This window comes from Brucella intermedia LMG 3301 (assembly GCF_000182645.1).
GTDB classification, from domain to species: domain Bacteria; phylum Pseudomonadota; class Alphaproteobacteria; order Rhizobiales; family Rhizobiaceae; genus Brucella; species Brucella intermedia.
Map to the genome: position 1 here is coordinate 2,377,001 of NZ_ACQA01000001.1, position 19,105 is coordinate 2,396,105.

Consider the following 19,105-nt stretch of genomic DNA (forward strand, 5'->3'; position numbering starts at 1 on the left):
GAAGCGGAAACCCCAACCGAGAGGAGAGCTTCCCATGGACAGAAAAGCAACCGCCGTCTGGCAAGGCACGCTGAAGGAAGGCAAGGGCACCCTCAACACGCAAAGCGGCGCGTTGAAGGATCTGCCTTATGATTTCAAGGCCCGTTTTCAGGACGAAAGCGGTCGCTCCGGCACCAACCCGGAAGAACTTCTGGGAGCAGCGCATGCAGGCTGCTTCGCCATGCAGCTTTCCGCACTCCTGACCGAACACGGCACCCCACCGGAAAAACTGGAAGCGACTGCCGCCGTCACGGTCGGCCCCGCAGCCGGTGGCGGTTTTGAAATCAGCCGCAGCGCGCTGACGCTCAATGCCACGATCCCCGGAATCTCGGCGGAGGATTTTGAAGCGCTTGCCACCAAGGCCAAGCAGTCCTGCCCTCTCTCGAAAGCGCTGGGCGCTATCGAGGTGACGCTGGACGCAAAACTCGTCTGAACAGGTATAAGACACGCCAACGAAGAGCGGGCGCAAGCCCGCTTCTTTATTCGGGCAGGTGGCAGACGGCCTCGATATTGTGGCCGTCCGGATCGATGACGAAGGCGGCGTAATAATCGGGGTGATAATCGGCCCTCAGGCCGGGCTTGCCATTGTCCTTGCCGCCCGCGGCTATGGCTGCTTCATAAAAGCGGTCAACCTCGGAACGGGTGCCAGCCGAAAATGCGACATGAAGCACGCCCTCAAGCTTCGCGCCTTTCTGCTTGCCGATCCAGAATTCCGGCTTGCCATTGCGGCCATACCCCACCCAATCGCCGAACTCCATGGCGCGGCCTATGCCGAGCGGTGCCAGCGCCGCATCATAGAAAGCCCGCGACTTGGGCATGCTGGAAATGTTGAAGCCGATATGATCGAGCATGATTGCCCTGTCTCCGATGGATATCCCTAATGAGATATCGGCGCCGCTATAAAGATCAAGCCTTCGGCAAAGATGTACCAAAGTTCAGGTAAAGAAAAAGGGGAAGGTTGGACCTTCCCCTTTTGGTTCGTGGAACGAGCTCGCAACTACACGCGGCGCTCTACCATCATCTTCTTGATCTCGGCACAAGAGGCGCGGAGGCCGTAGGCCGACAGGGAGTAAAAAGACAGGCGATTGCCGCGATTACACGCGGCGCTCAACCATCATCTTCTTGATCTCGGCACAAGAGGCGCGGAGGCCGTAGGCCGACAGGGAGTAAAAAGACAGGCGATTGCCGCGATTACACGCGGCGCTCGACCATCATCTTCTTGATCTCGGCAATCGCCTTGGCAGGGTTCAGGCCCTTCGGGCAGGTCTGTGCGCAGTTCATGATCGTGTGGCAGCGATAGAGCCGGAACGGGTCCTCGAGATTGTCGAGGCGTTCGCCCTTGGCTTCGTCGCGGCTATCGATCAGCCAGCGATAGGCCTGAAGCAGCACGGCGGGGCCGAGATAACGGTCGCCGTTCCACCAGTAGCTCGGGCACGAGGTCGAGCAGCAGGCGCACAGGATGCACTCATAAAGACCGTCGAGCTTCTGGCGGTCCTCATGGCTCTGCAGCCACTCCTTCTGCGGCTCCGGCGAAACCGTCTTGAGCCAGGGCTCGATGGAACGGTGCTGGGCGTAGAAATTGTTGAGGTCCGGCACGAGGTCCTTCACCACCGGCATATGCGGCAGCGGGTAAACCTTGATAGCGCCCTTGATGTCGTCCATGCCCTTGGTGCAGGCAAGCGTGTTCGCGCCGTCGATATTCATGGCGCAGGAACCGCAAATGCCTTCGCGGCAGGAACGGCGCAGCGTCAGCGTCGGATCGATCTTGTTCTTGATATAGAGAAGACCGTCCAGAACCATCGGCCCGCAATCGTCGCGATCGACATAATAGGTGTCAATGCTCGGATTGGCGTCGTCGTCCGGCGACCAGCGATAGATACGGAATTCCGTGACGCGCTTGGCGCCATCAGGCCGGGGCCAGGTCTTGCCCTCCTGAATGCGGGAATTCTTGGGAAGTGCGAGTTCAACCATTGCTCTTTCCCTTGATTAGTAAACGCGCTTCTTCGGCGCAATCTTGGCGAGGCTGATGCCGCCTTCCTCTTCCGTCGTCAACGGATCGAGGTGGACCGGGCGATAGTCAAGCTTGACCTTGCCATCCGGCGACAGCCAGGACAGGGTGTGCTTGCGCCACTCGGCATCGTTGCGATCCGGGAAATCCTCATGCGCATGGGCGCCGCGGCTTTCCTGACGCGCTTCCGCCGAAACAACCGTGGTCAGCGCATTGGCCATCAGGTTTTCCAGCTCCAGCGTTTCCACCAGATCGGAGTTCCAGATCATCGAACGGTCCGTGACCTTGATGTCCGGCAGTTCATGCCAGAGCTTTTCCATGCGCTCGACGCCCTGCTTGAGCGATTCCGACGTGCGGAACACGGCGGCATCTTCCTGCATGGTGCGCTGCATCTTTTCGCGCAGTTCCGCGGTCGGCTGGGAGCCGTTGGCAAAACGCAGGCGATCAAAGCGCTCCATGATCCTGTCGCAGGCAGCGAGGTCGAGATCGGGAATCTTCGACTTGCGATCGATCACCTGACCGGCGCGGATTGCAGCCGCACGGCCGAACACCACCAGATCGATCAGCGAGTTGGAGCCGAGACGGTTCGCCCCATGCACCGAAGCGCAGCCCGCTTCGCCGACGGCCATCAGGCCCGGCTGTACGCGGTCCGGATCGTCGGCGGTCGGGTTCAGCACTTCACCCCAGTAATTGGTCGGGATGCCGCCCATATTGTAGTGAACAGTCGGCAGAACCGGGATAGGTTCCTTGGTCACATCCACGCCTGCGAAAATCTTGGCCGATTCCGAAATACCCGGCAGGCGTTCATGCAGAACAGCCGGATCGAGATGGTCGAGATGCAGGAAGATGTGATCCTTGTTCTTGCCGACGCCGCGACCAGCACGGATTTCCATGGTCATGCAGCGCGAAACAACGTCACGCGAGGCAAGGTCCTTGGCCGATGGCGCATAGCGCTCCATGAAGCGCTCGCCTTCGGAATTGACCAGATAGCCACCTTCGCCGCGCGCGCCTTCAGTGATAAGGCAGCCAGCGCCATAAATGCCGGTCGGATGGAACTGCACGAATTCCATGTCCTGCAGCGGCAGGCCGGCGCGCGCCACCATGCCGCCACCGTCGCCGGTGCAGGTATGCGCGGAGGTTGCCGAGAAATAGGCGCGGCCATAACCGCCCGTCGCCAGAACCACCATCTTGGCGGAGAAGCGATGGATGGTGCCGTCATCGAGGTTCCACGCGACGACGCCGGTGCACACACCGTCGGTCATGATGAGATCGAGCGCGAAATATTCGATGAAGAACTGCGCGTTGTTTTTCAGGCTTTGGCCGTAGAGCGTGTGCAGGATCGCGTGGCCGGTACGGTCGGCGGCGGCGCAGGTGCGCTGGACCGGAGGACCGTCGCCGAAATTCTGCATGTGACCGCCGAACGGGCGCTGATAGATCTTGCCTTCTTCGGTACGCGAGAACGGCACGCCGTAGTGCTCAAGCTCATAGACGGCGGCAGGCGCTTCACGCGCCAGATATTCCATCGCGTCGGTATCGCCGAGCCAGTCCGATCCCTTGACGGTATCGTACATGTGCCACTGCCAGCTGTCCGGGCCCATGTTCTTGAGCGAGGCGGCGATGCCGCCCTGCGCGGCGACAGTATGCGATCGGGTCGGGAAAACCTTGGTGATGCAAGCCGTCTTCAGGCCCTGCTCGGCCATGCCGAGCGTTGCGCGCAAGCCCGCACCACCAGCCCCGACGACCACCACGTCGAACTTGTGATCGACATAGGTGTACTTGCTTGCAGCGGCAGGCGCCGCATTGTTTACTGCACTAGCCATCGGGCTATCAACCTCCGAAGCTCAGCTTGAGGATCGCAAAAATGCAGGCGAAGCCGACAACAGCCGTAAAGAAGCTGTTCAGCATCACCAGCACGACCTTCATGCCTTCGCCATGCACATAATCTTCGATAATGACCTGCATGCCCAAACGCATGTGATAAACGCCGGTCAGAACAAACAGCGCCATCACGATTGCAGTGAATGGATGCGACAATGCAGCCCGGACTTCCGCAAAGCTTGCGCCATTGAGCGAAACGACCAGACCGATGAAAAACATGACCAGCGGCACGAGGGCGACCGCGCTCAGGCGCTGATACCAGAAATGGCCGGTGCCTTCCTTGGCCGATCCCAGACCCCGGACCTTGCCGAGCGGGGTGCGCATATCCTTGTTCATACCGTTCATGAAACCAGCTCCCCTTAGCGCACCGAATAGGCGACGACCCAGACGAGGATCGTGGCGATGACGGAGAATACGACGGTCGTCCAGGCGATCCTGGAAGCGGTGTGCTTTTCAAGGCCTGCGCCCGTATCCCAGATCAGGTGGCGGACACCGCCGGCCAGATGGTGCAGAAGCGCCCAGGTATAGCCGAACAGGATCAGGCGGCCGATCCAGGACGAGAACAATGCATTGACGGTGTTGAAGCACTCTTCGCTGACCGCAGCCGAAATCAGCCAGGCCGCCAGCAGCAGGGTGCCGAAGTAAAGTGCGCCGCCTGTGATGCGATGGACGATGGACATCGTCATCGTAATGACCGGCTTGTAGATAGACAGGTGCGGCGACAAAGGACGCTGGCGCGTTACAGTCGGTTGTGTCATGGCTCTGTAGGCTTCCCTGACGTTTCTCTCCGGCCACACCCGGCTGACGATCATCAGCAAGGCAGCCGGGTTGCGGGTTCTCCCGAACCCTGGTTCGATGCCGTCCGAGGCACAGGGAACCGGACTTTACGATCCCGCGCCGGTACGACCCAAGAAAATATGGCTGGACCGTGGCGTACGGCCCTATGTGGCGCTTTCTACTGCGCTTTTACCATCACGTCAAAGAAGCTTTTTCACGAAAAGACTAACAATTGGTCGCACCTGGGCGACACATTCGCGTGATTGCGGCATTCAAACGATTGAAGACCGCAACCGGCAAAAACATGTGTAAATTCATCAACTTTCAGGTAATCGATCAGTTGCCGAATCGAATCACATAGCTCGACCAGTCGGCAGCCGTGGCGATCTGTTCATAGAGCTTGCGCCCGTCTTCCGGAACGCGCGGGGCATTCAGCACCAGCTTGGACCAGCTGCGCTCCTCGGCCTTGTCGGCAAGGACGTCGATCAACGCCTTGGCGATACCCTTCCCGCGATGATCGTGGTGGACATAGATATGATCGACCTGTCCTGCACGCAGGCCCGTCACCGGTTCGGGCAGATCGTAGAAGATCACGAAGCCGACCAGATTTCCGTCGACCCGGGCCCCCAGCGTTTCAGCGGCGCGGTCCTGAAGCAGGTGCTCGGCATAAAAATCATCGGGGCGGCGTGGCGCACCGCGCTTCAGCGCCTGCGCGTAGCTTGCCAGCAGCGGCGCGAACTCATGGGCATCCCGCAGATGGAGGAGCGCAATATCGACGGCATGATCTTTGGTCATTGGACGTTCCTTGGCGTTTCCAGTTCTTCCATGCGCCGCCTGCGAAGCAGCAGCGCACCGGAAGACCGGTTCGATTGTAGCCAGCACGGATGACAAAGGTAAAGAAAGAGTTAAGATAGTCCTCATTCTCTTGGTGGTCACGGACGATGAGGCTCGAACAACGATGGCAAAACGCAGACCGGCAATGCTTGGCGTGGTTGTCGTCGGGGCGCTTGCACTGACCAGCCCCACGCTGGCCAGCGATGCGATGCGTTCCATCGATGCATCGGGGAACCTCGTCATCCAGATGCCGGATAATGGTGCCAGAATCATCCGGGTCGGAACCGTGCAGCCTGTTTCTGCGCCGCCGCAGCACTTGCGGATAATTTCTGCGCCACGCGATAATGCCATCGCCCACATCGTGGCCAAGCCCAACAGCAATTGCGAAAGCGCGGTCGTGCTGCGTGGACGCTCTTTCATGTATGGGATCGACCGCGGGGAAACGCCGGTTCTGGATCATCCGGGTTGCCGCTACGAACAGCGTCGTTCAGCGCCCGGTCATTGAACGAAGTTCCAGAACGTTTTCATCCACCAGTATCGGAAGCGCGCTGCGGACGCAGTTGCGCCCTCCCTTCTTCGCCTCATAAAGCGCACCATCCGCGCGCTTGTAGAGATCGGAAAACACGTCATCGAATTCCATTTCCGCGATGCCGAAGCTCGCGGTAAAGACAATTGCGCCATTTCGCCCGGGAATATGGATATCGCGGCAGACAAGCCGGGCCTTTTCCGCGAATCGCCATGCTGACTGGATCGTGTTTCCCGGCAGGATGATCGCAAATTCCTCACCGCCTATGCGGGCCGAAATTCCGTTCTTACCGTTCGCTGCCTTGCGCAGTTCGGCAGAGAACGCCGCAATGACGCGATCTCCCAGCGCATGGCCATGCGTATCGTTGATCGCCTTGAAATGATCGATGTCGCACAGGACCAGCGACAGGGCCTGCCGCATGCGCTTCGACTTTTCAATTGCGGCTTCGGCGCGAAACTCGAAACCGCGCCGGTTGAGCAATCCCGACAGCTGGTCCGTCTCGGAGCGTATCAGCATATTGGCGATCAGTTCCCGCATCAGGCTCAACAGCAGGAGCAAACCACCAGCAACGGAAAGAGCCGCCCCGATGGACTGCGAAAACATCGCATAGGTCGTATCGATGTAATCTCTCGGTTCTACGCCTGTCCCTCCCGCCAGCATGGCGATGACCGGCTTGAACAGAAAATGGAGGGCGCTGATGCTGAACAGCACCACCATCAAGGTATCTACGCCGTTGCGATCCACCCGCAGGATCACCCACACCGCTAGAAGCAGAATGAGGAAATAAGGCGTCTGATAGAGAAGCATGCCGAGCATCTGGCTGCGGGCGACGTCATATATGCCGTAAACCATCGCGAGCGATGCAACAGTCAGAACTCCGAGCGCGATCCACGGCACGGGCCGGGCATACATGCGTGCCAGACCGATGACCAGACAGGACAATGCCAGATAGTAGGTCGTGAAGGCGAGCATATAGCCCACGCGGGGATTGGGAATGGAAGGCATGGCAAGCTCTGTGAGGAAATAGAGCATTGCGAAAATAAAGCCGAAGGCAAAGACGGGCGCCGCCGCATTATCCCGCGCGTATACGGCTATGCCGAGGAACGCGAAAGCAAACAGACCTGAAACGGTCATGTTAATCAGAAGGATAAAGTCGGCTCCATTCATCGATTCTCTTCCCATGCCGGCTGTCAAAGTCTTCCCAGACGCCAGCCACCCCACCCCTCCATACAATCAAAGCGTGAAAAACATGCTAATATACATCTAAAGAAAAACCGCCGGGGATGAACCGGCGGTTTGATCAGTTGAAAGCCTGCGGGGGAACCTTAGTTCCACTCGCGAATGTCGACGAAATGTCCGGCAATCGCGGCAGCGGCTGCCATGGCTGGCGACACGAGATGCGTGCGGCCCTTGAAGCCCTGGCGTCCTTCGAAATTGCGGTTCGAGGTCGATGCGCAACGCTCGCCCGGCTTCAGGCGGTCGTCATTCATGGCAAGGCACATCGAGCAGCCCGGCTCGCGCCAGTCGAAACCGGCTTCGATGAAGATCTTGTCCAGACCTTCGGCTTCCGCCTGTTCCTTTACCAGACCAGAGCCCGGTACGATCATGGCGCTTACGCCGGCGGCAACCTTCTTGCCAGCGGCCATGCGGGCGGCATCGCGCAGGTCTTCGATGCGGCCATTGGTGCAGGAGCCGATGAACACGCGGTCGATCTTGATGTCGGTCATCTTGATGCCCGGCTTCAGGCCCATATAGTCAAGCGCACGCCACTTCGATGCGCGCTTGGTCTCATCCTTGATCTCGTCGGGATTCGGAACGATGTCGGTGACGAAGACCACGTCTTCCGGCGAGGAACCCCAGGAAACGACCGGCGAAATCTTGGCGGCGTCCAGTTCGACGATCTTGTCGAAATGCGCCCCTTCATCCGAATGCAGCGTCTTCCAGTAGGAAATCGCCTGTTCCAGCGCTTCGCCCTTCGGCGCGCGCGGCTTGTCCTTGATATAGGCGAAGGTCGTTTCGTCCGGCGCGATCAGGCCGGCGCGTGCGCCGCCTTCGATCGACATGTTGCAGACGGTCATGCGGCCTTCCATCGACAGGGAGCGAATGGCATCGCCCGCATATTCGATCACATAGCCGGTACCGCCCGCGGTGCCGATTTCACCAATGATGGCGAGCGTGATGTCCTTGGCGGTGACGCCGGGCGCCAGCTTGCCATTCACACGCACCAGCATGTTCTTGGCTTTCTTCTGGATCAGCGTCTGGGTTGCCAGAACGTGCTCCACCTCGGACGTGCCGATACCGTGCGCCAGCGAACCGAAAGCGCCGTGCGTGGACGTGTGGCTGTCGCCGCAGACGATGGTCATGCCCGGCAGGGTGAAGCCCTGCTCCGGACCGACGATGTGCACCACGCCCTGACGCTTGTCGCGCTCGGAATAATATTCAACGCCGAAATCGGCGGCATTCTTCGCCAGAGCCTCGACCTGAATGCGGCTTTCCTCGTTCTTGATGCCGTTGATGCGGTCCGGCGAGGTCGGCACGTTGTGATCGACAACGGCCAGCGTCTTTTCAGGATGGCGCACCTTGCGGCCAGCCATGCGCAGGCCTTCGAAAGCCTGCGGGCTCGTCACTTCGTGCACAAGATGGCGATCAATATAAAGGAGGCAGGTTCCGTCTTCCTGCTGATCCACTACATGGTCGTCCCAGATCTTGTCATAAAGTGTACGCGGCGCGCTCATTGCGGGAGGTCCTTTGATTAGTTCGAGAGCATTTCCAGCAAAATGTGAAACGGGTTTTGCATGGGCCAATGCGTGAAAAAAACAGCCAGAGCGATTCCGGCACTTCAAGCCTTGACTGGAACCGCTCTAACTTCCTGTCATATGCACCCGCCGTCACGCTTCGTCAAGAAAGTGAAACCGCAACAGGGTGTCGCAGTAACAATCTTGCGAGATGTTGGCGGAATTATGCGATATGTTACGCAACCCTTTGCTTTTGGCAAATAAAAAAGGCGACCCAAAGGCCGCCTTTTTCAAACAGATCGCTGTGAAACTTATTCAGCAGCAGCCTTGGCAGCTTCGGCCTTGGCAGCGGCAGCCTTGTCGGCTTCGCGCTCGGCCTTGGTGCGGTTGTCTTTCTTTTCAGCAATACGGGCAGCCTTGCCCGTGAGGCCGCGCAGGTAGTAAAGCTTTGCGCGACGAACCTTGCCGCGGCGAACCAGTTCAACGCCTTCTACGATCGGCGAGTAAACCGGGAATACGCGCTCCACGCCTTCGCCGTAGGAAATCTTGCGAACGGTGAAGTTTTCGTTGAGGCCAGCGCCGGAACGGGCAATGCAGACGCCTTCATAGGCCTGCACGCGGGTACGCGTACCTTCGGTAACGCGAACCTGAACGCGAACGGTGTCACCTGGCTGGAAATCCGGAAGCTTGCGCTTTTCTTCGATCTTTGCTGCCTGTTCGGCTTCAAGCTGACGAATGATATCGGTCATCGTCTTTCTCCTTCTGAATTCTTCTCAAACAGTCAGAGCGCTCTGCACTTGCCACCAAGCAATCCTTGGCCCTGTGGCTATGCCTTCAAATTCAGGCAGGAGCGGTACACCATTTATTGGTTTAGGACGTAACGGGCTTTGCCCGAACGGGATATTACAATGTCGGGACTAGCCCGAACTGGCGCGGCAATACACCATTGCTGGCGATGAATCAATATCAGGACGCCAAAATCCCCTCAGATGCGGCCCAGATGCGTATCCTTGAAACCCGATCCATATTTGAGGCCGAAACCGAGTGCGCGGTCGACGCCGATATGCACGGCCCAGATCAGCGCAATTGCAAAGCAGAGCGGCCAGTTCATGGCCCAGCCGAACACCGCCACAAACACGACGCCGATCCAGCTATGGGCGATATTGTAGATGACCGCGCCGGTACGCGGCCCCTTCATATAGCCGAAGAATGAAAGATCGGGCGCAAGGATGAGGATGGCGAACAACCACCAGCTCGCGCCGCTGACCCAATAGGCTCCGAGCGCCAGCAGTGCGAGAGAAAGACTTTCGAGCCGCTGGATCAGATTCATTTGCGCTTGCCCTCGCCATAGGCTTCCCAAAGATCAGGACGCCGCTCCCTGGTGATCCGTTCCGCCTGCTCGTGTCGCCATTTATCGATGGCGCCATGATTGCCCGACGTCAGGATTTCCGGGATCGATCTTCCTTCCCATACCTGCGGGCGGGTATAATGCGGATGTTCGAGCAGGCCGGTCTCGAAGCTTTCCGTCTCGCCGGATTCACGATTGCCCATCACGCCCGGCAAGAGCCGCACAACGGCATCGAGCAGTACGATGGCCGCAGTCTCTCCGCCCGACAGGATGTAATCGCCAATCGAAACTTCCTCGAGATTGCGCGCTTCAATGACGCGTTCGTCCACCCCTTCGAAACGACCGCAGAGAATGATCGCGCCCGGCCCGTCGGCCAGCTCGCGCACGCGCTTCTGTGTCAGCGGTTTTCCGCGCGGGCTCATCAGAAGCATCGGGCGGCGACCGTCGGCGACTGAATCCAGTGCGCGGGCGATAACATCCGGCTTCATCACCATGCCAGCGCCGCCGCCAGATGGCGTGTCATCCACCATACGGTGCCGCCCTTCCGCAAAGTCGCGAATCTGCACCGCGTCCAGCCGCCATTTCGCTTCGGCGAGCGCCTTGCCGGCAAGCGAAGCGCCAAGCGGTCCGGGGAACATTTCCGGATAAAGCGTCAGCACGGAGGCATGAAAGAAACCGGCCTCCTCCGCGACCTTTGAAACTTCGGTCATCACTTCTTCGGCTTTTTCTTTTCGCCCTGCGGGCGCTCGTCCTCATCCTCGGCGATCAATCCGGCGGCATGGGGTTCGACCAGCAATATGCCCTTGTCGAAGTCGATCTCCGGTACGGCCGCTTCCGTGAACGGAATGAGCATGGGACGCTTGCCCTTTTCGGAAAGCTCGATGAGATCGCCGCCGCCGAAATCGAACAGGGCGCTCACCACGCCATAGGGCTTGCCTTCCGCATCGACCGCCAGCAAGCCGATCAGATCGGTCTGGTAGAATTCGTCTTCGTCCAGTTCGTCATCCGGCAGCTGTGAGCGATCGATGAAAAGCTCGGTCCCGTTCAGCGCCTCGGCCGCATTGCGGTCGTTGATGCCCTTGAAACGCACGACCACGACCGTCTTGGCCGGGCGCGCTTCCAGAACTTCGTAGCTCTTGCCCTGTTCGTCATAAAGCAGGCCGTAATCGGCGATGGCCAGCGGATCGCCGGTAAAGGTCTTCACTCGCACTTCACCGCGCGTGCCATGGGCGGCACCGATGACGGCGAGCTGGATCGGGTTTTCTGGACGCGGCATTGCCAACCTTGTTTTTTGCTGCACGGAGAGAACTATTTTTCGTTCAATAGCTCTTTCGTTGGCCTTTTTCACGTCATTTCGTCACAAAAGCGCTCTTCAACCCACGAAAACCAGCCGGTAACCTATCGCTGGCAGACTGCCTTGCGAATCCAGAGTGAACGATCGGCCCGATTATGACGACGAACAGCGAATTTCTGATCCCTGCCCGCGCCGACCTCGCAGCCGCCAGGGAAGAATGGCTGAAGACGCTGAAAGATGCGCGGCGCCTGTCGGAAAATACGCTTGATGCCTATGAGCGCGATACGCGCCAGTTTCTCAATTTCCTGACCGGCCATCTGGGCGAACCGCCGTCGCTGAAGGATGTCGGCAATCTGCGGATCGCCGATCTGCGCTCGTTCCTGGCCAGCCGCCGCAACGAAGGCGTCGGCGCGCGAACGCTGGGGCGCGGACTTGCGGGCGTGCGCTCGCTGCTGCGTCATCTGGAAAAACGCGGTCTTGCCAATGCCGCAGGCGCGAGCGCGATGCGCGCGCCGCGACAGCCGAAATCACTGCCCAAGCCACTGACCGCCGAAGATGCCCGCCGCGTGGTTGCCGCCGACGGGCAACTGGCGGAGGAGCCATGGATTGCCGCGCGCAACGCCGCCGTTCTGACCTTGCTCTATGGTTGCGGCCTGCGCATCTCCGAGGCGCTCGGCCTGACGGGTGACGCATTATCCGACAGCACCGCCCTTTCCATCACCATTACCGGCAAGGGCAACAAAGCCCGCCTCGTGCCGTTGCTGCCGGTGGTGCATCGCGCTGTAGCGCAGTATCGGACGCTTTGCCCATTCGATCTTTCGGCCGACAAACCGCTGTTTCGCGGCGCCAAGGGCGGCATTCTTCATGCGGCGATCATCCAGCGTGAAATGCAGAAACTGCGCGCTGGCCTTGGCCTGCCGGACAGCGCGACGCCGCATGCGCTGCGCCATTCCTTTGCAACGCACCTTCTGGGACGCGGCGGCGATCTGCGCACCATTCAGGAACTGCTTGGCCACGCCAGCCTTTCCACGACACAGGTCTATACCGGCGTGGATACAGAGCGATTGCTGGAAGTTTACGACAAGGCGCACCCGCGCGCTTGATATTGGTCTGGCATCCGTGAAAACCGGCTCTATATTGCCCTCATGAAAAAGCTGTTTCTGACCCTTCTCCTTGCCTGTCTTGCAGGCTCCATCGCCGCTCGCGCCGACAATGCCCCTGCCGCGGCTACCTGTACCCCACACGGCGTCAACCTCATGGAAGGACTTGAGGCGAAAGACCCGGTTAGCTGGCAGGAATTGCAGCGCGAAGCCGATAAGGTTCCCAATCGCACGGGGCTCCTCTGGAAAATCGAGAAAGAGGGCATCGAGCCATCCTATCTCTTCGGCACGATACATTTTTCCGATCCCCGCGTCATGACATTGCCGAAAGCGACCGACACGGCCTATCGATCGGCGAACACGGTTGTCGTGGAAACGACGGATATGCTGGACCCGAAGTTTTTCCTGCGTGTCAGGCTCGAACATCCCGACCTGCTGCTCTTCACCGATGGCACCACGCTCAAATCCCATCTTCCCGCAGAGCAGCGTGACGAGATCGAACGGAAGCTTGCAGAACGCGGCATCATTCTCGACGCGGTCGCCACAATGAAACCCTGGGTCCTATCCAGCCTGCTGACGTTTCCCAAATGCGAGAGACAGCGCAAAAGCGAGGGCGAGAAATCGCTCGATGAAAAGCTTGCTCTCGACGCGCAGGCCGAGGGCCGCGATGTTCAGGGCCTTGAAAGTGCGGAAGAACAGCTCCTGGCGATGAGCCGGATGCCGCTCGATTTCCATGTCCGCAGCCTTGTGGCTACCATCGATTATGGTGACGGGATCGAGAATGCCATGGAGACAATGACTGCACTTTATCTCAAGGGCGAGATCGGGATGATCATGCCGACGCTCCGGAAGATTGTTCCCGACAACCTTTCCGACGAGGACTATAATTTGTTTCTAAAATATCTCATTTCGGACCGCAATCACGTCATGGCTGATCGCGCCGTCCCGATCATCGACAAGGGAAATGCCTTTATTGCCGTTGGCGCGCTGCATCTGCCGGGCGCGGATGGGGTAATCGAATTGCTGCGTGCAAAGGGTTATCGGGTGGTTCCGCTATAATCGTCGATAGAGCATTTCCGGTGTTGCAGGAAATGCTCTAGCCGGCTTTCAGGTCCGTGATGCTGTTCTCGATGGCGGTTATATTGAGTTCGAGTTCGGCAATCTGTCTCAATATGGATTTTCCCGGAAGCGCTTCTTCCCGAGCCGCCTCATCCAGAAGCTTGAACTGTTCATCGCGCAGAAGCGACGAAAGTTTCTCGAAGCGTTCAATGGTTTTCAGGTTTTCTTTCGACGGCATAATGTCATTCCTCAAAATTTCGGCGTCGTCTCTGATCGCTTGTAACGATCCTGCCTTATCAGTGCTTTACAGTGATAAAGCCCGGATAGCCAGTTGATCGATCATATTTTCGATCAGCAGATCGCATCCGTGATTGAATATACATAAATGATGCGCAGTTTCTCTTGCGTTAACACCAGCGCCGCCGCCCCGCTCCGCACGTCTATTCGTACTGGCTCGTACGCATATTAGCGCTTCTGGAACTATCCGCTCTTTTTCGCATTGATATACACCGGGTTTGTTATTGCAGCGCATGACGGCACGCATTCGAGGCGGTCGGAACATCGATTGCCCGAGGACCACACGCAATGCCCGGCCAACTGTCACTTCCCGACTGTCGTTTCGATGGCGGAAGGGACCATTGGAGGACCCGATATGGTTGACCCCCTCGACCCGCGAAACAATGACCCGCGGAACAACGACCCGCGCACGACAACCGACCCCAGGCTTTCGGCCCCATCCGGGATGCCGCCGCCACCGCCCGCGCGCGGCGGAAGCGGCTATCTGCTTGGCGCGGTGCTGCTGGCGGCGATAGTCATCCTGGCTTATTTCTTTTACCGCAACGGCAGCGGGACAGACACAGCCGCTCCACCTTCGCCTCCCCCTGCGACGCAGAGCGAGCCTGCAACACCTGCTCCGGCTCCCCCGGCCAGCCCGCCAGCGCAAAACTAGAGCGGTTCCTGTTCTGACAGAATCGTCGGAAATGCTCTAGACATCGAAAAAAGGCCCGCATCTGCGGGCCTTTTGCAGTTCCATATAATGGCCGATCACATATGGATCGGCTTGGCGAAGGTCGCCAGGGCGGATTCGCGCACGGCTTCCGACATAGTCGGATGCGCGTGGCAGGTGCGGGCCAGGTCTTCCGACGATCCGCCGAACTCCATCAGAACAGCCAGTTCGTGGATCATTTCGCCGGCATTGTAGCCGAGGATATGAGCGCCCAGGACGCGGTCCGTCGCCTTGTCGGCGAGGATCTTCACGAACCCGTCCGTGTGCAGCATGGCGCGTGCGCGACCATTGGCCGTGAACGGGAACTTGCCGATCTTGTATTCGATACCGGCAGCTTTTAGCTCTTCTTCGGTCTTGCCGACGGAAGCCACTTCCGGCTGCGTGTAAACGACGCTCGGAATGACATCGAAATTCACGTGACCGGCCTGACCGGCAATGATTTCGGCAACCGCAATGCCTTCGTCTTCGGCCTTGTGCGCCAGCATCGGACCCTGCACCACGTCGCCAATGGCATAGATGCCTTCGACATTGGTACGCCAGTGACCGTCGATGGCAACGCGGCCGCGATCATCGACATTCACGCCAGCTTCCTGCAGGCCGAGACCGTCCGTGTAAGGACGGCGGCCGGTCGCAATCAGAACGGCATCGGCTTCAAGCGTTTCAGCCGCGCCACCCTTTACCGGTTCAAAGGTCACTTTCGCGCCCTTACCTGCCTTCTCCACGCCGGTCACCTTGGCGCCGAGCTTGAAGGCAATGCCCTGCTTTTCGAGGAGACGCTGGAACTGCTTCGACACTTCGCCGTCCATGGGCCCGAGCACCTTGTCGAGATATTCCACGACCGTGACCTTGGCGCCGAGACGCGCCCAGACGGAACCAAGTTCGAGGCCGATCACGCCGCCGCCGACGACGATCAGGCTGCCCGGAACCTTGTCGAAGGAAAGCGCGCCGGTCGAGGAAACAATGACTTTCTCGTCAATATCGACCTTGACGCCGGGAATGCCGGCAACGTCGGAGCCGGTGGCGATGATGATGTTCTTTGCTTCGATTTCCTCGACCTTGCCGTCTTCGGCGGTCACGGAAACCTTGCCCTTGGCCACGATCTTGCCGGTGCCGATGAAGGACGTGATCTTGTTCTTCTTGAACAGGAATTCAACGCCGGTGACGTTGGACTTCACGGTCGCATCCTTGTGCGCCAGCATCTTGCCCAGATTGAGCTTCGGCGTCACTTCCACGCCGAGCGTATCGAAGGAATGACCGGCTTCGGCAAAAACTTCCGATGCATGCAGCAGCGCCTTGGAGGGAATGCAGCCGATATTCAGGCAGGTGCCACCGAAGGTCTTGCGCTTCTCCACAACAGCAACGGAAAGACCAAGCTGTGCAGCCTTGATCGCGGCGACATAACCGCCGGGGCCCGTACCGATGACAACCACATCGTATGACATTGAACTATCCTTCTTCAGTCTGTCCTGAACGCTTTCGGGCGACCCGGTTCATCCGGCGATGCCCTTCATCCGCAATTATTCACATGCAACCGGCATTTTTCAGGAGCCGGTCATTCCTGGTCGGGCGTGCATCCCTGAAAGCGGAACACTTCCCACTGCAGCGGCTTTTCGGGTTTTGCCGCTCCAAAATCATAACCATCGAGCGCCGTTACCAGATCGGGCAGCAGGATCGCCTGCGCCGCCGGTTCTTCCGCCTTGGGCAGCACCTCGGCTTCCGCGCCTTCCTTCAAGGCATAGATGACGCTCTGCCAGATGCTGCAATCGTCGAGGTCTTCCGGATTGGAACCATCGCCCTTGCAGTTGAAGGTCAGCAAGGCATAGGGGCGCGCCACGCCCTCCTCCGGCCAGATCACCATGCCGCTCAGCTTGAACTCCGGCTTGTCGTTGGCCGTGATGGTGAACTCATTGGTCGGCGCCGGGGTCATTTTCAGATCATTCGGCTGCTCCGGACGGAAGGTCAGCGTGTAGGCATCGTCGCGATCGCGATAAATCGCGCGGTTCTGCGTGCAAGCCGCCTGAACGGCGGTGGAGAACACCGAAAGCGCGAGCGCGGCAAAGGCGGTGGTCCTGAAAAGCTTTTGTGCAACATGCATCTGTCGGTTCTCCCTGGGTGTTCCGGCTGAGCTTTTCCGGCAGCGAATCCTCGGCTTGCGAAGATAAGGATTACATAGCCTTTTCGGTGGCAAGTTTAAGCCCCAACGCGATGAACACAACTCCGCTGGCGCGATCGATCCACTTCGAGGCGCGCGAGAAGGCCGCGCGCATCTTCGGTGTCGTCATGAAAAGGCTGACGCCGACGAACCAGGAGATCAGCGCGGTCGCCATCACGACGCCATAACCGAGCTTCACCTCGGTCGGCGTATGGGCATGAACGACCGTGGAGAAAATCGACAGAAAGAAGAACACCGCCTTGGGGTTCAGCGCATTGGCGGCAAAGCCGAGGCCGAAGGCCCTGGCGAAGCTCTGCTGCTTGCGCGGCTCCTTTGGCGAAGCCTCCACGTCGATCTTCGTCGTACCAGCCCGCAGCGCCTTGATGCCGATATAGACCAGATAGGCCACGCCGCACCATTTGACGATGTTGAACAGGTAGATCGACTTGGAAATGATGAGCCCGAGCCCGAGCACCGTATAGGTGACATGCATCATCAGGGCGGCGCCGATACCGAAGCTCGTGATGATCGCTTCACGGCGGCCATGCAGCAGCGATTGCCGGATGACCATCGCAAGATCAGCGCCGGGGGAAACGATGGCAAAGACGAAGATCGCCATCAGGGATGCAAGTTCGAAAAGATAGGGATGCATCGTGTTTCCTTCGTTGCGCGTGTTTCACGTGCAGGCTGTCATCACAGAACCAAAGCCAGAAGCATGATACCGAGCCCCACCAGGCTGATGAGCCAGACGAAGGAACGGAAATAGGGAATGCCCGCCAGATAAAGCGGGATATAGACGATGCGGCCCAGCAACCAGAGCCACGCCCCGAGGATACCCCACCCGGACGGGTCGCCTTTCAGCACGAGCGCCAGCGCCAGACCGATGAAGGCCGGATAGGTCTCGCGGAAATTGGCGGAGGCCCGTTCCGCGCGACCGGCAAACTTGCCGGAGGGTTTCAGCCCCTCGTCGCGCGGACCGGCATTCCACCGGGGAGCCGAGTTCCTTCGTTGCCGCAAAGCCCTGCAGGAGGATATGAACCACCAGCAGGACGACGCTCCCGCCGATCAGCGGCAGGAACGGGGATGCGGAGAAGAGGCCCGGCTCCATCGTTCTTCCTTAGAGATCGAGAACCAGACGTTCCGGATCTTCCAGGCTTTCCTTGACGCGCACGAGGAAGGTCACGGCTTCCTTGCCGTCCACGATGCGGTGATCGTAGGAAAGCGCCAGATACATCATCGGGCGGATCACGATCTGGCCACCGACGACAACCGGACGTTCCTGGATCTTGTGCATGCCAAGGATGCCCGACTGCGGAGCGTTCAGGATCGGCGAGGACATCAGCGAACCGTACACGCCGCCATTGGTGATGGTGAACGTGCCGCCCTGCATGTCGGCCATGGACAGCGAACCCTCGCGAGCCGCCTTGGCCAGACGTCCCAGTTCCTTTTCGATTTCCGCGATCGACATGCTGTCGGCGTCACGGATGACCGGAACCACGAGACCCTTGTCGGTGCCGACGGCCATGCCGACATGGGCGAAGTTCTTGTAGATGATGTCGGTGCCGTCGATCTCGGCGTTGACCGCCGGGATTTCCTTCAGCGCATGGGTCACGGCCTTGGTGAAGAAGCCCATGAAGCCGAGCTTCACGCCATGCTTCTTTTCGAAGATGTCCTTGTACTTGGTGCGCAGTTCCATGACCGCTGACATGTCGACTTCGTTGTAGGTCGTCAGCATGGCGGCAGTGTTCTGGGCGTCCTTCAGACGCTTGGCGATCGTCTGGCGCAGGCGGGTCATCTTCACGCGCTCTTCGCGCGATGCGTCGTCAGCTGGCGATGCCGGGCGGGCAGCAGCCGGTGCGGCGGCGGCAGGAGCAACCGAAACACCTTTTGCAATAGCGTCAAGCACATCGCCCTTCAGCACCTGGCCGCGCTTGCCCGAACCTTCCACCTGATCGGCGGAAAGGTTGTTTTCATTAAGCAGCTTGGAAGCTGCCGGAGCAGGCTGCATGGCCGGGCCGGACGAGGCGGAAGCGACCGGCGCCGCAGCAGCGGGAGCGGCAGGCTTGGCTTCTTCCTTCTTCGCAGCCGGGGCCGCAGCGGCGGCAGCGCCGTCACCGGAAATCTGGCCGAGAAGCGCGTTGACTTCGACCGTGTCGCCTTCCTTGGCCACGATCTCGGCCAGCACGCCAGCAGCAGCAGCCGGAACTTCCACTGTCACCTTGTCGGTTTCCAGTTCCACCAGCGGTTCGTCGACAGCGACGGCATCGCCAACCTTCTTGAACCACTTTCCGATGGTTGCCTCGGTAACGGACTCCCCAAGCGTGGGAACGCGAATTTCGGTAGCCATGG

23 protein-coding genes are annotated in these 19,105 nt (G+C 59.2%); 5 read left to right on the forward strand and 18 right to left on the reverse strand.

Annotation, left to right across the window (positions count from 1 at the left end):
• The first annotated feature begins 34 nt into the window (after window positions 1-34).
• Window positions 35-472, forward strand: coding sequence for an OsmC family protein (locus OINT_RS11405; protein ID WP_006467968.1), 438 nt, complete (start codon window positions 35-37; stop codon window positions 470-472).
• Window positions 473-518: 46 nt separating this feature from the next.
• On the opposite strand, the gene OINT_RS11410 is transcribed toward OINT_RS11405, so the two are convergent.
• The 6 genes from OINT_RS11410 to OINT_RS11435 form a co-directional block, all read right to left on the reverse strand.
• Window positions 519-890, reverse strand: coding sequence for a VOC family protein (locus tag OINT_RS11410; protein WP_006470952.1), 372 nt, complete (start codon window positions 888-890; stop codon window positions 519-521).
• 340 nt (window positions 891-1,230) lie between these two features.
• Window positions 1,231-2,010, reverse strand: a complete 780-nt coding sequence (locus OINT_RS11415; RefSeq protein ID WP_006467970.1) for a succinate dehydrogenase iron-sulfur subunit — start codon at window positions 2,008-2,010, stop codon at window positions 1,231-1,233.
• Between the two features lie 15 nt (window positions 2,011-2,025).
• Window positions 2,026-3,867 carry a succinate dehydrogenase flavoprotein subunit gene (gene sdhA, locus OINT_RS11420; protein ID WP_006467971.1) on the reverse strand — a complete coding sequence of 614 codons (1,842 nt, stop codon included), beginning with the start codon at window positions 3,865-3,867 and terminating at the stop codon, window positions 2,026-2,028.
• A gap of 7 nt (window positions 3,868-3,874) precedes the next feature.
• The gene (gene sdhD, locus OINT_RS11425) at window positions 3,875-4,270 is read right to left on the reverse strand and encodes a succinate dehydrogenase, hydrophobic membrane anchor protein (RefSeq protein WP_006467972.1); all 396 of its coding nucleotides are present in this window, start codon (window positions 4,268-4,270) and stop codon (window positions 3,875-3,877) included.
• A 14-nt stretch (window positions 4,271-4,284) separates the two neighbouring features.
• Window positions 4,285-4,683: a succinate dehydrogenase, cytochrome b556 subunit gene (gene sdhC, locus OINT_RS11430; RefSeq protein WP_006470953.1), complete on the reverse strand. Its 399-nt coding sequence runs from the start codon at window positions 4,681-4,683 to the stop codon at window positions 4,285-4,287.
• Between the two features lie 355 nt (window positions 4,684-5,038).
• On the reverse strand, window positions 5,039-5,497 hold the full coding sequence (locus tag OINT_RS11435; protein WP_006470954.1) for a GNAT family N-acetyltransferase: 459 nt from the start codon (window positions 5,495-5,497) through the stop codon (window positions 5,039-5,041).
• A 163-nt stretch (window positions 5,498-5,660) separates the two neighbouring features.
• Here OINT_RS11435 and OINT_RS11440 point away from each other — a divergent pair, with 163 nt between their 5' ends.
• On the forward strand, window positions 5,661-6,041 hold the full coding sequence (locus tag OINT_RS11440; protein WP_230349483.1) for a hypothetical protein: 381 nt from the start codon (window positions 5,661-5,663) through the stop codon (window positions 6,039-6,041).
• On the opposite strand, the gene OINT_RS11445 is transcribed toward OINT_RS11440, so the two are convergent.
• The 6 genes from OINT_RS11445 to rimM form a co-directional block, all read right to left on the reverse strand.
• The gene (locus OINT_RS11445) at window positions 6,024-7,229 is read right to left on the reverse strand and encodes a GGDEF domain-containing protein (RefSeq protein ID WP_006470955.1); all 1,206 of its coding nucleotides are present in this window, start codon (window positions 7,227-7,229) and stop codon (window positions 6,024-6,026) included. The genes OINT_RS11440 and OINT_RS11445 overlap by 18 nt on opposite strands.
• A gap of 158 nt (window positions 7,230-7,387) precedes the next feature.
• The gene (gene leuC, locus OINT_RS11450) at window positions 7,388-8,797 is read right to left on the reverse strand and encodes a 3-isopropylmalate dehydratase large subunit (RefSeq protein ID WP_006470956.1); all 1,410 of its coding nucleotides are present in this window, start codon (window positions 8,795-8,797) and stop codon (window positions 7,388-7,390) included.
• A 311-nt stretch (window positions 8,798-9,108) separates the two neighbouring features.
• The gene (gene rplS / locus OINT_RS11455) at window positions 9,109-9,546 is read right to left on the reverse strand and encodes a 50S ribosomal protein L19 (protein WP_006467977.1); all 438 of its coding nucleotides are present in this window, start codon (window positions 9,544-9,546) and stop codon (window positions 9,109-9,111) included.
• 236 nt (window positions 9,547-9,782) lie between these two features.
• Window positions 9,783-10,127, reverse strand: coding sequence for a DUF4260 domain-containing protein (locus OINT_RS11460; RefSeq protein WP_006470957.1), 345 nt, complete (start codon window positions 10,125-10,127; stop codon window positions 9,783-9,785).
• Entirely contained in the window at window positions 10,124-10,855 is a 732-nt protein-coding gene (trmD, locus tag OINT_RS11465) for a tRNA (guanosine(37)-N1)-methyltransferase TrmD (RefSeq protein WP_006470958.1), read from the reverse strand. Before trmD ends, OINT_RS11460 begins: the two co-directional genes overlap by 4 nt.
• Complete coding sequence (gene rimM / locus OINT_RS11470) at window positions 10,855-11,421, reverse strand: ribosome maturation factor RimM (protein ID WP_006470959.1); 567 nt, start codon at window positions 11,419-11,421, stop codon at window positions 10,855-10,857. Before rimM ends, trmD begins: the two co-directional genes overlap by 1 nt.
• A gap of 173 nt (window positions 11,422-11,594) precedes the next feature.
• On the opposite strand from rimM, the gene OINT_RS11475 reads away from it, so the two are divergent.
• Together OINT_RS11475 and OINT_RS11480 are read left to right on the forward strand one after the other, a co-directional pair.
• Window positions 11,595-12,542: a tyrosine recombinase XerC gene (locus tag OINT_RS11475; protein ID WP_006467980.1), complete on the forward strand. Its 948-nt coding sequence runs from the start codon at window positions 11,595-11,597 to the stop codon at window positions 12,540-12,542.
• A 42-nt stretch (window positions 12,543-12,584) separates the two neighbouring features.
• Complete coding sequence (locus tag OINT_RS11480; protein WP_006467981.1) at window positions 12,585-13,598, forward strand: TraB/GumN family protein; 1,014 nt, start codon at window positions 12,585-12,587, stop codon at window positions 13,596-13,598.
• A gap of 37 nt (window positions 13,599-13,635) precedes the next feature.
• Here OINT_RS11480 and OINT_RS11485 read toward each other — a convergent pair whose 3' ends face one another.
• Complete coding sequence (locus OINT_RS11485; RefSeq protein ID WP_006470960.1) at window positions 13,636-13,836, reverse strand: hypothetical protein; 201 nt, start codon at window positions 13,834-13,836, stop codon at window positions 13,636-13,638.
• Between the two features lie 414 nt (window positions 13,837-14,250).
• Between OINT_RS11485 and OINT_RS11490 the strand changes: the two genes are divergently transcribed.
• Complete coding sequence (locus OINT_RS11490) at window positions 14,251-14,547, forward strand: hypothetical protein (RefSeq protein WP_039852793.1); 297 nt, start codon at window positions 14,251-14,253, stop codon at window positions 14,545-14,547.
• A 95-nt stretch (window positions 14,548-14,642) separates the two neighbouring features.
• Here the strand turns inward: OINT_RS11490 and lpdA are convergent, their stop codons facing one another.
• From lpdA to odhB, 5 genes are all read right to left on the reverse strand, one after another.
• On the reverse strand, window positions 14,643-16,046 hold the full coding sequence (gene lpdA / locus OINT_RS11495; RefSeq protein WP_006467984.1) for a dihydrolipoyl dehydrogenase: 1,404 nt from the start codon (window positions 16,044-16,046) through the stop codon (window positions 14,643-14,645).
• A gap of 110 nt (window positions 16,047-16,156) precedes the next feature.
• Entirely contained in the window at window positions 16,157-16,699 is a 543-nt protein-coding gene (locus tag OINT_RS11500) for a hypothetical protein (protein WP_006470962.1), read from the reverse strand.
• Window positions 16,700-16,769: 70 nt separating this feature from the next.
• Window positions 16,770-17,408 (reverse strand): LysE family translocator, encoded by a 639-nt coding sequence (locus tag OINT_RS11505; RefSeq protein WP_006467986.1) that lies wholly within the window; start codon window positions 17,406-17,408, stop codon window positions 16,770-16,772.
• 41 nt (window positions 17,409-17,449) lie between these two features.
• Window positions 17,450-17,773 (reverse strand): MAPEG family protein, encoded by a 324-nt coding sequence (locus OINT_RS11510; protein WP_006467987.1) that lies wholly within the window; start codon window positions 17,771-17,773, stop codon window positions 17,450-17,452.
• A 100-nt stretch (window positions 17,774-17,873) separates the two neighbouring features.
• Window positions 17,874-19,103, reverse strand: a complete 1,230-nt coding sequence (gene odhB / locus OINT_RS11515) for a 2-oxoglutarate dehydrogenase complex dihydrolipoyllysine-residue succinyltransferase (RefSeq protein WP_006467988.1) — start codon at window positions 19,101-19,103, stop codon at window positions 17,874-17,876.
• Window positions 19,104-19,105: the final 2 nt, after the last annotated feature.

What these genes read in the sequence shown, in the direction of transcription:
- OINT_RS11405 (WP_006467968.1), top strand. Translation starts at nt 35, where the DNA reads ATGGACAGAAAAGCAACCGCCGTCTGGCAAGGCACGCTGAAGGAAGGC.
- OINT_RS11410 (WP_006470952.1), bottom strand. Translation starts at nt 890, where the DNA reads ATGCTCGATCATATCGGCTTCAACATTTCCAGCATGCCCAAGTCGCGG.
- OINT_RS11415 (WP_006467970.1), bottom strand. Translation starts at nt 2,010, where the DNA reads ATGGTTGAACTCGCACTTCCCAAGAATTCCCGCATTCAGGAGGGCAAG.
- sdhA (WP_006467971.1), bottom strand. Translation starts at nt 3,867, where the DNA reads ATGGCTAGTGCAGTAAACAATGCGGCGCCTGCCGCTGCAAGCAAGTAC.
- sdhD (WP_006467972.1), bottom strand. Translation starts at nt 4,270, where the DNA reads ATGAACGGTATGAACAAGGATATGCGCACCCCGCTCGGCAAGGTCCGG.
- sdhC (WP_006470953.1), bottom strand. Translation starts at nt 4,683, where the DNA reads ATGACACAACCGACTGTAACGCGCCAGCGTCCTTTGTCGCCGCACCTG.
- OINT_RS11435 (WP_006470954.1), bottom strand. Translation starts at nt 5,497, where the DNA reads ATGACCAAAGATCATGCCGTCGATATTGCGCTCCTCCATCTGCGGGAT.
- OINT_RS11440 (WP_230349483.1), top strand. Translation starts at nt 5,661, where the DNA reads ATGGCAAAACGCAGACCGGCAATGCTTGGCGTGGTTGTCGTCGGGGCG.
- OINT_RS11445 (WP_006470955.1), bottom strand. Translation starts at nt 7,229, where the DNA reads ATGAATGGAGCCGACTTTATCCTTCTGATTAACATGACCGTTTCAGGT.
- leuC (WP_006470956.1), bottom strand. Translation starts at nt 8,797, where the DNA reads ATGAGCGCGCCGCGTACACTTTATGACAAGATCTGGGACGACCATGTA.
- rplS (WP_006467977.1), bottom strand. Translation starts at nt 9,546, where the DNA reads ATGACCGATATCATTCGTCAGCTTGAAGCCGAACAGGCAGCAAAGATC.
- OINT_RS11460 (WP_006470957.1), bottom strand. Translation starts at nt 10,127, where the DNA reads ATGAATCTGATCCAGCGGCTCGAAAGTCTTTCTCTCGCACTGCTGGCG.
- trmD (WP_006470958.1), bottom strand. Translation starts at nt 10,855, where the DNA reads ATGACCGAAGTTTCAAAGGTCGCGGAGGAGGCCGGTTTCTTTCATGCC.
- rimM (WP_006470959.1), bottom strand. Translation starts at nt 11,421, where the DNA reads ATGCCGCGTCCAGAAAACCCGATCCAGCTCGCCGTCATCGGTGCCGCC.
- OINT_RS11475 (WP_006467980.1), top strand. Translation starts at nt 11,595, where the DNA reads ATGACGACGAACAGCGAATTTCTGATCCCTGCCCGCGCCGACCTCGCA.
- OINT_RS11480 (WP_006467981.1), top strand. Translation starts at nt 12,585, where the DNA reads ATGAAAAAGCTGTTTCTGACCCTTCTCCTTGCCTGTCTTGCAGGCTCC.
- OINT_RS11485 (WP_006470960.1), bottom strand. Translation starts at nt 13,836, where the DNA reads ATGCCGTCGAAAGAAAACCTGAAAACCATTGAACGCTTCGAGAAACTT.
- OINT_RS11490 (WP_039852793.1), top strand. Translation starts at nt 14,251, where the DNA reads ATGGTTGACCCCCTCGACCCGCGAAACAATGACCCGCGGAACAACGAC.
- lpdA (WP_006467984.1), bottom strand. Translation starts at nt 16,046, where the DNA reads ATGTCATACGATGTGGTTGTCATCGGTACGGGCCCCGGCGGTTATGTC.
- OINT_RS11500 (WP_006470962.1), bottom strand. Translation starts at nt 16,699, where the DNA reads ATGCATGTTGCACAAAAGCTTTTCAGGACCACCGCCTTTGCCGCGCTC.
- OINT_RS11505 (WP_006467986.1), bottom strand. Translation starts at nt 17,408, where the DNA reads ATGCATCCCTATCTTTTCGAACTTGCATCCCTGATGGCGATCTTCGTC.
- odhB (WP_006467988.1), bottom strand. Translation starts at nt 19,103, where the DNA reads ATGGCTACCGAAATTCGCGTTCCCACGCTTGGGGAGTCCGTTACCGAG.